We start from the raw sequence: 14,654 nt of genomic DNA on the forward strand, positions 1-14,654 counted from the left end.
CTTACCCAATGCAACACCCTCATCTATTTTTTATTATCAAGTGAACGTTTTTAGATCAAATTTACATTTCTTCTTATATTTTGTTAGTGAATTTGCTTTAATAAAGAGTGAATAATTAAATCGTATTCCTTTTACATAGCTATTGCGTTGAGTGACGCAATCACTTTATGACAGTATTTCGCTCAAAGCGATTAAGGATTTATATGCATTACTCCAATTTTATCTTGCTTGGGTTGTTAACTGCTGGAGCATGTTCATCCGTATTTGCTCAAAATGAAGTAGCAAACGCAACGAGCTCAGCTACAGAAGCAACTGCAAGCCCAACAGCTCAAAGAATAACCACAATTCAAGCAATCAAAGATTTAAAACACTTAACCAAAGATGATCTAAAAGTAAATGCAAATGCAGCCCAACCAGATGAGGTAAAAGATCCTTTGCAGGGATTAAATCGAAAAATTTTTACTTTTAACGATGCTCTAGATCGTAATTTACTCAAACCTGTCGCTATACAATACGCAGCTAAAGTTCCAGAACCTGTTCGCAGCCCTTATCGCCAATTTAGAAAAAATTTAGGCGAACCTTGGAATGCTGTAAACCAAATTATTCAAGGCAAACCTAGTCGTGCTGCAAAAACATTAGGCCGCTTTACCATCAACACATTAACAACTTTAGGCTTTGCCGATCCGGCACGCCGCTTAGGTTTACAAACTGAAGAAGAAAGTTTTGGTGTGACATTAGGCTATTATGGAGTCCCTTCTGGTCCTTATGTCATGTTGCCTTTTTTTGGTCCAAGTACTTTTCGTGATGGCGCTGGCCTAGCAGCTGATAGTTTTGGTCGTCCCCAAAAATATCTACTTGATGATCAAGACGGCATTTATTGGTCAACTAATGTATTACAAGCCATTGATACGCGGTCACAAATTCTAGATATTGAAGAAACGCTTAGAGGCGATAAATATTCCATGATTCGTGATTTTTATTTACAGCGTAAAGCATTCCAAATCGCTGAGAAACGAGGTGATGCGAATGATATTTCCTTTGTAAATGGAGAAGATGATTTTGATGACGATACTTCACTCGATAGTGATACTGAATAATTGATTAATAATATTGTCTTACAAACTTCAGTGTTACTATGTCATTTCGACTATAGTAACACTATGTTTTAGGTCATCTTTCATCTATGATGAATTAAAAAATGATCACCCAAAGGATTGACTATTCGTCTATGTATTTCATCCAACCTACGCGCTCAATACCTTTCTTAGATCAAGCTTTAACAGAGTTACCGACTCTACAAATCATTCAAGTTCATGATTTAGATTTATACGATCAAACGATTATTGCGATTGCTGATGTACAAGATTTTTTAAAATATCAGTGGAAACTCCCAACGATTGTGCTCGCTTTCGAGCATGAAGGCGCTGCCTTGGCTCAAGCTTGGGAAATGGGAGCTTTAGCTGGTTGGATGTGGGACAATTTGCCTAAAAATCCTAAACACGCTTTATTTAAAATTGATGCCCAATACAAACGCAATCAAGATAGTCGAGATTTGCCTTCAGCAGCTGAACTACAAAAACGCTTATTGCCAAACCCAATCACACTGCCAAATTATCAATTTGAATCTTTTTTCCAACCCTCTGCCTATTTGTCAGGTGATTGGTATGATTATTGGCGTTTGAATGATAAAGAAGTCTTATTTTATCTTGCGGATGTTTCTGGGCATGGTGTGACGAGTAGTTTATTGACTTCATGGATGGCTGCCTTTCATGGTCGTTCAAAAACACCAAGTCAACTGATAAAAAAACTGAATGCCATGTTGATGCAAGAAAATATTGAAAAACATATTACAATGGTTGCTGCTATTCTAAATTTAGAAACCAATGAAGTACGTTGGTCTAGTGCGGGGCACTACCCCCCTCCAATTATTTTTGAACCAAACCAACCACCACAAATTTTAACCACAAGTAGTTTTCCTTTAGGTCTTACAGAAGAACTAGACGTGGAAGAACATCATTGCATCCTCAACCCTCAAGCACGGTTTATTTTATGCTCAGATGGCGCATTAGAACCTTTTGATGGCAGGCTCAATGATCAGTTCAACCAATTAGTTGAACATCTTCAGAACAATGCTTTCCAAGCTCCTGAACATGTTGCTGACGATATAGCAATCCTAAGCCTCTGTCGATTGAATTAACTTTAAAATCAATATTTTAAGCAAGTCACACCATCCAAGCACTTGTGTCTAGAATATCACTATGGGATAATTTTATATCCTTTCTCTGAAAATGGCATTTATATGTCAACAGGTCATGTTGAATATGCAAGTTTGAACGGAACGCATATTTTCAAGCTTATTGGCGAAGTGCGTGCTCACTCTTGTATAAGTCTAGACAAACTACTCAACCGAATTGAACAGCAGCAAAATGTTGTTGGTGCAATCGTTGACTTAACCCAAACCACATTTATTGACAGTACTGTTTTAGGCATACTGGCAAAATTAGGTTTAAAGCTTAAGCAAGCTCACAACATACAAGCTGTCATGCTTTCAACGAATCCAGATATTACAACCTTGGCCAATAGTATGGGCTTAGGGCAAGTATTTGTGATTTTAAATTATTGTGGCGATCCAAATGTATGTACTTTAGAGCTTACAGAAGAACATGTCACACATAGTGCTATGTTAAATACTGTACTTGATGCGCACAAAACGCTGATGCGCTTAAATGAAAACAACCAGAATATGTTTGAACCACTGGTTAAACAGTTGCAAAAAGAACAAGACTGCTTGAGTAATGATGATCACAAGCAAAATGCTTAATCATTAAATTATATATTTCGGCTAGCTTATGACCTTACTTTCCGTTGTGCAAATGAACTCCCAAGATGATATTGAATTAAATTTCTCTATTATCGAATCATTGATTCAACAAAGTAAGGATCAAGCTGCTGAGCTAATCGTTTTTCCTGAAAACTTTGTTTGTTTTGCCGCAGGTAAACAACGTCAGACTGCAGAACAATTTGAAAGTATTCAAAAACGTTTAGAAGATTTAGCACATCGTCATCAGATCTGGATTATCGCTGGCACACTTCCTTGTCCATACCGCCCTAATGGCTCAATCATTTCTGACGGTCGGGTTCGTACGGTAAGTTTATGCATTAGTCCTGAAGGTACTGAAGCACGTTATGACAAAATTCACTTATTTGATGTTCAAGTCGGTGATGCTGTAGGCGGTTATCAAGAATCAAAGTTTTTTGAACCAGGTGATAAAACCGTTATTGCCAAAACGCCTTTTTGCAATATTGGTCTTATGGTCTGCTATGATCTGCGCTTCCCTGAGCTAGCTCTAACACTGCGCCAACAAGGAGCCAATATTCTAACAGCACCTGCAGCATTTACTTACACGACAGGTCAGTTGCATTGGCAACTACTGCTTCAAGCACGTGCGATGGACAGCCAATGCTATGTTCTTGGTGCAGCACAACAAGGATGGCATGGGCAACAACGCCAAACATGGGGACATGCAGCTATAACAGATAGCCGTGGACAGCTCCTGCAAATGGTGAACACTGAAGGTCATGCTTTAATTACCAGTGCAATTGATCTAACAGAACAAAAGACTATTCGTCTCTCAATGCCATTGATGCAACATCGTCGATTATTGAACTATTAATTTTTATCCCAAATACTTGTGATCCGCATAATTGAAAAATTTAAATCTGACTGAACTGGTCAATTTTCAGCTATATGCTGGGATTAAATCGTGATTTAATACAAATGATTAAATGACTTAAAACCAAAGCAAAATTGTGCTTTGATTTAATCACCACTCACGACCATTTTTATTTTAAGCTTTAATTCATGTTTAGATTGATTGCAGCATTTTTACTTCTTGGGGCTACTACACAGCTATACGCAACATCAGTAGATGAAAATACACACGAGTCAACACCGACATCCACTCATTCAATGACACCACAAAATTTATCTTTAAATGCATTTGGTCAGTGGGTTATTGGCTGGGGTACAGGTCCAGAAGGTGCGAGACAGCGTCTAGATTATATTCAACGTGAAGATGTGGTGATTATTAAACAAAAAGGCACAACACTGGAAATGATTCGTGCATGGCAACAATATTATGAAAACGAAGTCCAGAATAATGCCAACAATCCAACAGCACGCTATCGTGCTCGCCTGATGAAAAAAATTGCAGACTTATGGTAATTTTTTCTTGTAATCTTTCTTTCAGTATTCGCATAAGTCTCAGCACTTATGCTTTTTTATTTTAAGGGTATAGCAACGTTTGCTGACTTGTATTTTAATTTAGATCAAGTACGATCAAATGGCATTGAATAGTATTATTAGGAATAAGAATTATGTCTCTTGAACAAGTTGTTTATCGCGCAAAAGCAAAAGCGACTGGTGGTCGTGATGGTCGTGCCACCTCTTCTGATGGTGTATTGGATGTCAAATTAGGTGTACCAAAAGAAATGGGCGGTGCTGGTGGTGAAGTAACCAATCCTGAACAGCTTTTCGCTGCCGGTTATTCAGCATGTTTCTTAGGTGCTATGAAGTTTGTCGCAAACCGAGATAAATTGAAAATTACCCAAGATGCTTATGTCGAAGGTGAAGTTGGGATTGGCCCCATTCCGAATGGTTTTGGGATCGAAGTCACATTGAATGTGTATCTAATTGGCTTGGAACAGGCTGAGGCTGAACAACTTGTAGCAGCAGCGCATATCGTCTGCCCTTATTCAAATGCGACACGCAATAATATCGATGTGAATTTTAATGTCGTAACTGCTTAACTACATGATAAAAAAACAAGCATGCATTAGCATGCTGTTTTTTTATAATCTTAATTAAAGCTTACTCTTCAGCAGCTTCATTGGTAACTCGTAAGACTTCCTCTAAAGTGGTCTTACCTGCCAATACCTTTAATAAGCCATCATCACGAATAGACGCAGCTTGACGACGTGCATGATTTTCCAACTCGTATTCAGCAGCATTACCATGAATCAAACGGCGCATTGACTCATCGACAGGAACAATTTCATAAATCGCAGTTCGTCCACTAAAACCTACATGTGAACATTTATCGCAACCATGAGGTTCTGGCAGCTCCATATGCTCATCTACTTTTAGATGTTGAAAGACTTGCCGCTCAAAAGCATCAGCTTTACGCCAAGTCACACAATGTGGACATAAGGTACGCACAAGACGCTGTGCAATCACACCAATCAATGAGCTTGCCAGCAAGAAGGGTTCAATTCCCATATCTTTTAAGCGTGTCACCGCACCAATTGCAGTATTGGTATGTAGCGTTGATAACACCAAGTGACCCGTTAAAGAGGCTTGTACTGCAATTTCCGCAGTTTCTAAATCACGGATCTCCCCCACCATCACCACATCAGGATCTTGACGTAACATCGCTTTGAGTGCACGTGCAAAGGTCATATCCACTTTGGTATTCACTTGCGTTTGCCCAATGCCTTCCAATTGATATTCGATTGGGTCTTCAGCCGTCAGAATATTGCGCGTATTGTCATTCAGATCAGAGAGGGCGGCATATAAAGTAGTGGTTTTACCCGAACCTGTTGGTCCAGTTACCAAGATAATGCCATGAGGACGATGCACCAACTGAGTCAAACGATCATAATCATTTTGCATTAAGCCTAAATGGGTCATATTTAAACGCCCAGCTTGCTTATCCAACAAACGCATTACCACACGTTCACCATGCGATGATGGCAATGTTGAAACACGCACATCGACTTCACGCCCAGCAAGACGTAATGAAATACGACCATCCTGAGGGATACGCTTTTCAGCAATATCCAACTTTGCCATGACTTTGATACGTGAAACCAATAACGGTGCTAATTCACGGCGTGGTTGTACGATTTCTCGAAGCTGACCATCCACTCGTAAACGTACTGAAAGTTTTTTCTCGAAAGCTTCGATATGAATATCAGATGCGCTTACTCGAATCGCTTCGGACAATAAGGCATTGATCAACCTGACGATTGGCGCATCATCTTCTTGATCCATTAAATCTTCAGCCTCAGGTACTTGATCAGCGAGACTCAATAAATCAGGATGAGCTTCCAAGCCCGCCGCAACTTGCTGCGACTCACCTGTATCCCCTGCATAGCTCGAACTTAATAAGGCATGAAACTCTTGATCGGTACACAATTGATCATGTCCCGACTTCCCCAAAATTCGTCGAGCTTCCTGCAAAGCAATTCGCGCAGTATCCTTACGCCGCACAATAAAAACTTGATCGCCTTCGTAACGGAACAAAACACCATGACGTTTGGCAAAACTATAAGGAATTTGTATTTGTTTAAGTATTTGCATCACACAAATAATGATAAGAGAAAGTATTGAGTGTACTCTAAGCAGATTACAGCGTGAAGTCTGTTTAGCATACTCACAAAGGAATTTTGCATCTTGTCTCAAAATAATCAATACGAAACTCCACATTCAAACAGTTTGAAGTGGTGGGGCGAACAAAAATTCGATATTCAGCAAGCCAAAGCTTGGCAATTCGGTTCATTGCTATTCCGCCTTACCCGTGGAATCAAAGAATGGCGTCTAGAGTATCATCGCCCTCAATCTCAGCATGACTATGAGCAGCAATGGCAAGCGTTGCTGGATACAGAGTTTGCAATGCCACACCCTGCAAAAATTGAACGCTATATGTTTCACAAAACCAATGATAGCTTTCATTTAATGCCTCGCTTAGCAGATCGATCTGTGGTAATTAAGCCCGTCGATCCGATTTATATCCCCGCAGGTCAACGTGGTACGCTCTATATCAGTACACCGTTATGGATTGCAGGCTTGGTGGATGGCTTAACCGAACCGTTATTCGACATTCCTGTCATTCAACCTAAAGACACTTGGTTTGGTAAAAGCCCTCAACAAGGTGAAGTTTGTTATGCCACTTCTGTTGATGGTCGAACTGATCTCAACTTATTACCACCCCGTGCCTTTCGAGCCGTTACACCGATTGAATTTCACAACACCAGTCATCACCAATTACGTTTTGATCGAATGAATGTCCCCGTTCCTGCACTGCCGCTATTCTATAGTGAAGGCACTGGACGACTATGGACCTCGAAAATTAAAGTTTATTATGATGGTGAAGAGTTAGTTCGTATTCGAATTGAAAATCGAACACCACATCAGGCAGGTGAAGTCACTTATATTCATCCTCCACGCTCACCCAATAGTACTTTTTTAAATATGTTTGATTCATTCTTTTAAGAGGTTGCTATGCCAGATACTAATATTCCAAAAGATGTTGCTAGCAACCTCACCAGTATTTTCACCAATATTAATTTTGAACGGCTCAGTGAAATCGCAGTCGCGATTATTTTGTGTTTTATCGGGTTTGTGATCGCTCGATTAGTATCCAATGCTTTTATCCGCACGATTGGCAGCCGTTTCAATGCACACCAACGCTTACTGTGGCGTCGGGGTATTTTTTACTTTATTTTCTTGTTATTCATTATGACCAGCTTGAGAGAAGCTGGCTTTAAACTTAGCGTCTTCTTAGGTGCAGCGGGTATCTTAACTGTAGCTTTGGGTTTTGCTTCACAGACTTCTGCCACCAACTTGATTAGCGGTCTATTCTTGATTGGTGAAGGCTCATTTGAAGTAGGTGATACCATTCAAATCACGCTCATTCGTGGTCAGACTATTGAAGGTGAAGTCATCTCAATCGACCTCTTATCAGTCAAACTCCTGACTTTGGATAATGTCTATATTCGCCTCCCCAATGAACAACTGATTCGAACTCCAGTAATGAATTTATCAAAGTATCCGATACGAAGGATTCCCATCACATTGGCGATTAATTTCCATGAAGATATTATTAAAGTCAGACAAGTTCTATTGGAAGTTGCTACAAAATATCCACTAGTCATGGATGATCCAAAACCCGCAGTCGCTGTTACAGCATTTAGAGAATCAACCATTGAACTTTTATTTTCTGTGTGGTGTCGTCAAGAAAATGCATTGAAAGTACGCGATGAAATGCAAGAACGTGTCCGCAATGGATTCTTGGAAAACTCAATCGAAATCCCAGTGCCTAAAATGGGCTTAATTGACCGACCTCTACCATTAGAAAATGATGAAATCGATCAATATGCAAATCAGAAAGCACTCAAAAAAGAACCGAAAGAGAGTTAATCAGCTCTCTTTCTCAATCTGATCAAGTGCAGGTGGCAATGGCGCTAAATAGGCAATCACCAACATAATTGCCCCTGAACCAATAAATGAAATAACACGCGTCAACGTACCACTTTGAGATAAGTCCAGTAATAACAGCTTAGCAACTACAATTGCCAATAATGCCGCCCCAACAAACCAAATCTGACGAAGATGGCGGCGACTAGAAAAAGTCATCAAAATAAATGCCAAAATAACCCAAAGCAACGTTAAGCTTAATTGCACATCACCATTCAACCAAATTTCAACACTCCATAGTGGTGTGTTGAAATAATGATGCATTGCTCGCACCACCACACTACTCAAAACCAATAATCCCATCAAAATCGTCGAGACTTTGAAGCTCCATTCAATTGAACGTTCAGTACTGAAGTCATGGTGATAAATAATCCAAAGCAGACCAGCAAACATCAACAATGAGAAAATATCAGTAAAATTTAACAGTGGGAAAAAGTAATATTGCTCAGCAGAATAAGGATCTAAACTAATCAACAACAACCAGAACAAGGTTAAGCACCAAACAGGTAATTGTTGAAGTAACTGCATTCGTTTTGAGCTAAATGACCACAACCCATAGAGAAGTGGAACAATTGCAAGTGCGACAATCGGCATCGCTGGAAATAGAGCTAAACCAATAATCGCCAGACTTAACCACAACAAGGTTGACCAAATATCTGTATATACTTTGGAATTAGAAAATTTGAGACGAAGTAGCATCAGACTGAGAAGCACTGCCGCCAGCGCAAAAGTGGCCTGACTTAAAGCACTTGGCCAATGCCATACTGCATATACGTTTGCTGCAAAACTTGCTGCATAAAGTAAAAATAACAGACCCGCCAATAAGATCAACTGAATACGATCCCAACGGACTTGGCCTTTGTAATCAACAAGCAAGCTATAAATTACGAGTAATCCAGTTGCAATCGCTAAATATGGACTCAAACCATGTTGTTGCCATTGCATGAATTCTACACCTGCAATCGCTCCTGCATACATACCCAAAATGACAAATATGCCACTTAGCATACGTGCACTGAAATATTTCTCCACATCCTGATAATGTAGTAAATAAAATGCTGAAATGAATTGAGCCAATGCATAAATCATAGTACTCAAAATTGGAAATTGCTCAGTTGACCAAACCTGAAAAATCAATGCCACTGAGCTTAACAACACTAAGGCAACCCCAATATAACGGCTAAGACGATAACGTTCCGTTACCCCCCAAACAATTAAAGCAGTTCCTTGAATTACCCACCCCGTTGAAGTCCAATGTGCACCTTTGGCCAATGGAAAAATCAGTGCCAAAAATACTACGGCAAGAATAAAAAAGCTTTTTGCCAAAATCGAAAGCTGTGGATATTGGCGCTTAATCCAGATATTTAAACCTAAATAAATTAAGGCAAGCGCAACAGCTCCCCAAGTCAATGCTTGAGTCGAGTTATGCATCAGATAAGCATGCAGAGAAAAACCCAATACCGGCACACTAAAAATCAATCCGATATCTAAAATCGGCTGTAAACGAGGCATATCTAGTTTTACATCATCATGCTGCTTTTGAGCACGTAACATCAACTGGCTATAGCGAACACTCAACCAAATAAATAGTGCAATATGCAACCAGAGGATGATATCCAGCGTATTAAACTGTTGACGATCAGCATAAATGCCAATCACAGCACCGCCGATTAACATCGTGGCAAAAAAAGCAATTTGATGCAGAATTTTCCAAGGCTGAATAAAATTAACAACAGCAACGGCTAGGTTAATAAGGAAGTAATAAGAAAACAGAAAAACTACATCTGGATGGTGTTGCGGAATCACCAACGGCGCAAGATAAGCCATGGTCAATGCCAACAGTGCCAAATACAACGCTTGTTGCTTTAGACTGAGATAAACAGTCAGCGAGAGCAAAATCACAAATAAAATGCTTGCACTCGTTAGACTTGCAATCACACTAAAATGATGTGAGAAGATCAATGTCAGAAAAACGACTGCCAATCCTAGGCCTTGTAAAGCAACTGCAAATAACTGATTTTTCTTTTGTAATATATATCCTACAAATGTCGTTATACCTCCAGCAGCGGCAATAAAGCCAAGCTTAGCACCCAAACTTAACTGCCAATGTTCGCTTGCAAATCGAAGCAATAAGACAACCCCAACCATAAGTACAGCCACGGCAACACGCAAAATAGGATTACCATGCATCATCCAATCAACAGCAGGTCGCCACCATGTTGGTTGTTCGATTTGTTTTGAACTCATCTCATCTATAGAGGATTGTGTGGTTTGATCATGCACAGGTGGTTGATCAGCACGCATCCATGCTGGCTGCTCTGATTGTGAACCGGAAGCGGATAATGACGATTGTGGTAATGGGGCTTGAGTCAAGGAATCTGGATTTTGGAACTGTGGAAGCGTCTTTGTAAAGGTTTCGGTTTTAGATTGGACCTGATGATATTGTTCTAAATGCAAAAGACGTGTTTGAAATGCACTTATAGTGTGAATCAAACACAAAGTAAGTACCAATAATGCCCCACCCGCTAACCACATCCACGTATTGGCATAAGCAAAAAGCGCAATCAATGAAGCGCTATATACAATGATTCGTTGTACAGTGATACTCGAAGTTTGCGCAAAATAACTCGGTGCAGCTTGTTCCAATTGGCGTAAACGCTGATGAATCTCAGAAAGAATGTGCACAATAACGACAGTTAGACCAATTGCCGCGGCAACAATTGTTGCTTGCCACTGGAAAGCAACAGCAAAACCCAACAAAACAGTCAATGCAATTAAAACAATAATAATTCCCTGTTTATCTTTTTTATACATAGGCTTAGATCAATAATGACAAATTTATTAAATCTATCTTACTGGATCACTGGGTAAGCAGCTATTTTTACATACAAAATTCTGCAATTTTTAAACGACACCAGCCGCCGCCTGATCACACCACAACAGGGACAACCCAGACTTTTTCACGTAAAATACCCGTCAGTTCATAATAAGGATTTGCACAATGCCACCTTTTGTCTTGGTTGACGGGTCTTATTTTTTATTTCGTGCTTTTCACGCATTACCACCATTAACCACATCTACTGGCTTACATACCAATGCAATACGTGGTGCAAGTTCTGCGATTCAAAAACTTATGCGTCGCACTCAACCGACGCACATGGCAGTTATTTTTGATACACCAGAGCCCACCTTTAGGCATAAATTATCACCAATTTATAAAGGTGATCGCCCAAGCATGCCTGAGGAGTTGTCACAACAAATTCCTTATTTACATGCACTGATCAAAGCACTAGGCATTCCCCTTTACAGCCTTCCTGGTGCTGAAGCCGATGACATTATTGGCACATTAACCAAACGTGCGCTTTCAGAAGGTCACCATGTTCTTATCTCAACAGGAGATAAAGATATGGCGCAACTTGTAAATCCACATGTAAAGCTAGAGGATAGTTTCAAAGAGCGTGTTCTTGATGAAGCAGGTGTTTTAGAAAAGTTTGGGGTACATCCTCATCAAATTATTGATTATCTTACGTTGATGGGCGACGCCTCTGATGGCATCATGGGAGTTCCTGGCGTAGGTGCTAAAACAGCAGCAAAGCTACTCACCGAATATGGCTCACTCGACAATATCATTGCCAATGTAGATCAACTCAAAGGCAAAATTAGCCAGAATATCAAAGATAATTTGGACAATATTAAAATTGACCATCAGCTTGCGAGTATAGTCTGTGATCTTGATTTAGCCTTAGATTGGCATGATCTTAAACTCAGCAATCCGAATATTAATCAATTACGTGATCTCTATACTGAATTAGAATTTCGTAATCAATTACAGTCTTTGGATCATCCTAACAACCCAAATACGCCTGCATATCAACAGACCTCGCAAAGTATTGTTAAATCAGAACAGAAAACTGAGCAAGTCATCGCCGAGGATCATGCCAATCTCTCTAGTCAAGATGATCAATTAGGTGATGCAACTTATCATACGGTGCTCACGCAAGCAGATTGGGCGACATTGTTGCAACGCATGCAACAAGCAGATCATTTTGCGATTGATACAGAAACAACCAATTTAGATTATCGTATTGCTGAACTTGTTGGTTTCTCAGTCGCATTTGATGCACATGATGCCTATTATGTTCCTGTTGCTCATGATTATGAAGGAGCACCTGAACAACTCAATCGTGAACATGTTCTGGAACAGATCAAACCGATTCTCGAAAATGAACAAGTAAAGAAAATCGGACACCATTTAAAATATGATGCTCACATCTTTGCCAATCATGGTATTACGATCCAAGGTTGGTACTTCGACACCATGCTCGCTTCTTATGTATTGAATGCAGCAGCGACACGACATGGTATGGATGATGTAGCACGCGTTTATCTCAGCCATTTAACAACCACTTTCGAGCAAATTGCAGGCAAAGGTGCGAAACAAAAATCCTTTAACCAAATTGAACTCGAAGTTGCTGCACACTATGCTGCTGAAGATGCTCATGTAACCTACCGTCTATATGAAGTGTTATCCGCCAAACTTAAACACCATCCTGAACTTGTCAATATTCTACATAATATCGAAATGCCTGTTGCACGCGTACTAACAGGTATGGAAGAAGATGGGATTAAGCTTGACCACGCATTCCTAGATCAACTCAGCGTTGAATTCTCTGAAACTATGCAAACTTTAGAGAATCAAGCCACCGAATTAGCAGGCGAAGCATTTAACATCGCCTCTCCAAAACAAGTTGGTGAGGTGCTATTTGATCGTTTAGGTCTCAAAGGTGGTAAAAAAACAGCTACTGGTCAATACAGCACCAGTGAAAGTATTCTAGAAAAAATCGAGCATCCTTTAGCAGAAGTAATTTTAGAGCATCGTGGTTTAGCTAAACTTAAAAATACTTATACAGATCGCTTGGTTGAACAATCGCATGATTCTACACACCGTGTACACACAAGCTATCATCAAGCTTTGACAGCGACTGGACGCTTATCTTCAACCGATCCAAACCTACAAAATATCCCAATTCGTACACCGATTGGTCGTCAAATCCGCAGAGCTTTTATTGCACCTGAAGGTCGCGTCTTGTTGGCAGCCGATTATTCACAAATTGAACTTCGTCTCATGGCGCATTTTTCTCAAGATGATGCGCTTGTACATGCATTCCAACAAGGTCAGGATGTACATCGTCGTACTGCTGCGGAAGTGCTTGGTATTGATATTGAAGATGTTACCAATGACCAACGCCGTCAAGCGAAAGCCGTCAATTTCGGTTTGCTTTATGGGATGTCTGAATTTGGTTTAACCCGCCAATTAGGGTTTACACGGGAAGAATCTCGTAGCTATATTGCACGATATTTCCAGCGTTATCCGGGCGTTTTGGATTATATGGAACGCACCCGTCAAATTGCTCGTGAACAAGGCTTTGTAGAAACCATTCTAGGTCGTCGTCTGTATACACCTGATATTTTGGCAAACAATAAAATGATCAAACAAGCTGCTGAACGTGCTGCGATTAATGCACCACTGCAAGGTAGTGCCGCCGACATCATTAAACTTGCCATGATCGCAGTCGATAAAATTTTACCAAAAGACCAAGCAAAACTTTTACTTCAAGTACATGATGAATTGGTATTTGAAGCAGATGAAACGATTGCAGATGAGCTGTCTAAACAAATTGCGGAGGTAATGCAATCTGTCTTAGATATTTCAGTTCCTTTCGTGGTAGAAGTGGGCCAAGGTCAAAATTGGGACGCTGCACACTAATCCCTTGAAATAAAAAAGAGATGCTCAGCATCTCTTTTTTATTGACTCATATTCTAAAATCAAGCTTAGATAATCGCTCTAAGCATGGTTTCAGCAACAAACAATACCAAAAATGCAAGAATCGGTGATAAATCAATCATCCCCATATTCGGCATTACTTTACGGAATGGCGCAAGAATTGGCTCAACCAGTTCCTGAATAACCTCAATATATGGCGATCTGAATTGTGAAAGCATCATAATCCAGCTACAAATAATAAAAGCAAAAATCATATATTTAAGTAAGGTCACCAAAGACAATAACATTTCTTTGATCGTCGAAACGATAAAGTAAATGGTGCTTCCTGTGCCAATACCCGATAAATGCTTTTCTCCCCACATTTTCAAGAAATAAAGCAAAACCACCAAAATTAATGCTGCTAAATTTACTCGCCCTTTGCCAACGGTTGGAAAAATACGACCAAATATATCTACAATCTTGGTTGCTTTCGCAGTGGAAAGCACCACAGGATTATAAGGACTGACTGCCGCCAATTGCATTAAAAAACGGAAAAAGACCAATAAAATTGCAACATTGATCAAAACACCAAAAATTAGCGCAGAACTTGCACCCATAATTGTCTTATCCTAC

Annotated in this window: 12 protein-coding genes; 9 read left to right on the forward strand and 3 right to left on the reverse strand. The window is 40.0% G+C overall.

Translation table 11 applies throughout. From position 1 onward, the window contains the following. Window positions 1-203 precede the first annotated feature (203 nt). From HMPREF0023_RS11245 to HMPREF0023_RS11270, 6 genes are all read left to right on the forward strand, one after another. Window positions 204-1,097, forward strand: a complete 894-nt coding sequence (locus HMPREF0023_RS11245; protein ID WP_005092373.1) for a VacJ family lipoprotein — start codon at window positions 204-206, stop codon at window positions 1,095-1,097. Between the two features lie 131 nt (window positions 1,098-1,228). Then, a complete protein-coding gene (gene gigA / locus HMPREF0023_RS11250; RefSeq protein WP_004637991.1) occupies window positions 1,229-2,197 on the forward strand; it encodes an RsbU family protein phosphatase GigA in 969 nt (322 codons plus the stop codon). A 102-nt stretch (window positions 2,198-2,299) separates the two neighbouring features. Beyond that, the gene (gene gigB, locus HMPREF0023_RS11255) at window positions 2,300-2,821 is read left to right on the forward strand and encodes an anti-anti-sigma factor GigB (RefSeq protein WP_004637990.1); all 522 of its coding nucleotides are present in this window, start codon (window positions 2,300-2,302) and stop codon (window positions 2,819-2,821) included. Between the two features lie 28 nt (window positions 2,822-2,849). Next, complete coding sequence (locus HMPREF0023_RS11260) at window positions 2,850-3,674, forward strand: carbon-nitrogen hydrolase family protein (RefSeq protein ID WP_008942161.1); 825 nt, start codon at window positions 2,850-2,852, stop codon at window positions 3,672-3,674. A 188-nt stretch (window positions 3,675-3,862) separates the two neighbouring features. Next, window positions 3,863-4,225 (forward strand): DUF4951 domain-containing protein, encoded by a 363-nt coding sequence (locus tag HMPREF0023_RS11265; protein WP_004637988.1) that lies wholly within the window; start codon window positions 3,863-3,865, stop codon window positions 4,223-4,225. 152 nt (window positions 4,226-4,377) lie between these two features. Next, entirely contained in the window at window positions 4,378-4,809 is a 432-nt protein-coding gene (locus HMPREF0023_RS11270; protein ID WP_005092369.1) for an organic hydroperoxide resistance protein, read from the forward strand. Between the two features lie 61 nt (window positions 4,810-4,870). On the opposite strand, the gene gspE is transcribed toward HMPREF0023_RS11270, so the two are convergent. Continuing rightward, window positions 4,871-6,361, reverse strand: coding sequence for a type II secretion system ATPase GspE (gspE, locus tag HMPREF0023_RS11275; RefSeq protein WP_017396608.1), 1,491 nt, complete (start codon window positions 6,359-6,361; stop codon window positions 4,871-4,873). A 93-nt stretch (window positions 6,362-6,454) separates the two neighbouring features. Between gspE and HMPREF0023_RS11280 the strand changes: the two genes are divergently transcribed. Continuing rightward, on the forward strand, window positions 6,455-7,273 hold the full coding sequence (locus HMPREF0023_RS11280) for a hypothetical protein (protein ID WP_004637985.1): 819 nt from the start codon (window positions 6,455-6,457) through the stop codon (window positions 7,271-7,273). Between the two features lie 9 nt (window positions 7,274-7,282). Next, window positions 7,283-8,200, forward strand: coding sequence for a mechanosensitive ion channel family protein (locus tag HMPREF0023_RS11285; RefSeq protein ID WP_005085267.1), 918 nt, complete (start codon window positions 7,283-7,285; stop codon window positions 8,198-8,200). Here HMPREF0023_RS11285 and HMPREF0023_RS11290 read toward each other — a convergent pair whose 3' ends face one another. After that, entirely contained in the window at window positions 8,201-11,071 is a 2,871-nt protein-coding gene (locus HMPREF0023_RS11290; RefSeq protein ID WP_005092367.1) for a DUF2339 domain-containing protein, read from the reverse strand. A 187-nt stretch (window positions 11,072-11,258) separates the two neighbouring features. Between HMPREF0023_RS11290 and polA the strand changes: the two genes are divergently transcribed. Next, the gene (gene polA, locus HMPREF0023_RS11295) at window positions 11,259-14,024 is read left to right on the forward strand and encodes a DNA polymerase I (protein ID WP_005092365.1); all 2,766 of its coding nucleotides are present in this window, start codon (window positions 11,259-11,261) and stop codon (window positions 14,022-14,024) included. Between the two features lie 65 nt (window positions 14,025-14,089). Here the strand turns inward: polA and HMPREF0023_RS11300 are convergent, their stop codons facing one another. Next, the gene (locus HMPREF0023_RS11300) at window positions 14,090-14,638 is read right to left on the reverse strand and encodes a YggT family protein (protein ID WP_004637981.1); all 549 of its coding nucleotides are present in this window, start codon (window positions 14,636-14,638) and stop codon (window positions 14,090-14,092) included. Window positions 14,639-14,654: the final 16 nt, after the last annotated feature.

The organism is Acinetobacter sp. ATCC 27244 (genome assembly GCF_000156555.1).
Lineage (GTDB): Bacteria > Pseudomonadota > Gammaproteobacteria > Pseudomonadales > Moraxellaceae > Acinetobacter > Acinetobacter haemolyticus.

Bases quoted from the DNA above. Each gene is read 5' to 3' on its own strand.
- HMPREF0023_RS11245 (WP_005092373.1), top strand. From the start codon at position 204: ATGCATTACTCCAATTTTATCTTGCTTGGGTTGTTAACTGCTGGAGCA.
- gigA (WP_004637991.1), top strand. From the start codon at position 1,229: ATGTATTTCATCCAACCTACGCGCTCAATACCTTTCTTAGATCAAGCT.
- gigB (WP_004637990.1), top strand. From the start codon at position 2,300: ATGTCAACAGGTCATGTTGAATATGCAAGTTTGAACGGAACGCATATT.
- HMPREF0023_RS11260 (WP_008942161.1), top strand. From the start codon at position 2,850: ATGACCTTACTTTCCGTTGTGCAAATGAACTCCCAAGATGATATTGAA.
- HMPREF0023_RS11265 (WP_004637988.1), top strand. From the start codon at position 3,863: ATGTTTAGATTGATTGCAGCATTTTTACTTCTTGGGGCTACTACACAG.
- HMPREF0023_RS11270 (WP_005092369.1), top strand. From the start codon at position 4,378: ATGTCTCTTGAACAAGTTGTTTATCGCGCAAAAGCAAAAGCGACTGGT.
- gspE (WP_017396608.1), bottom strand. From the start codon at position 6,361: ATGCAAATACTTAAACAAATACAAATTCCTTATAGTTTTGCCAAACGT.
- HMPREF0023_RS11285 (WP_005085267.1), top strand. From the start codon at position 7,283: ATGCCAGATACTAATATTCCAAAAGATGTTGCTAGCAACCTCACCAGT.
- HMPREF0023_RS11290 (WP_005092367.1), bottom strand. From the start codon at position 11,071: ATGTATAAAAAAGATAAACAGGGAATTATTATTGTTTTAATTGCATTG.
- polA (WP_005092365.1), top strand. From the start codon at position 11,259: ATGCCACCTTTTGTCTTGGTTGACGGGTCTTATTTTTTATTTCGTGCT.
- HMPREF0023_RS11300 (WP_004637981.1), bottom strand. From the start codon at position 14,638: ATGGGTGCAAGTTCTGCGCTAATTTTTGGTGTTTTGATCAATGTTGCA.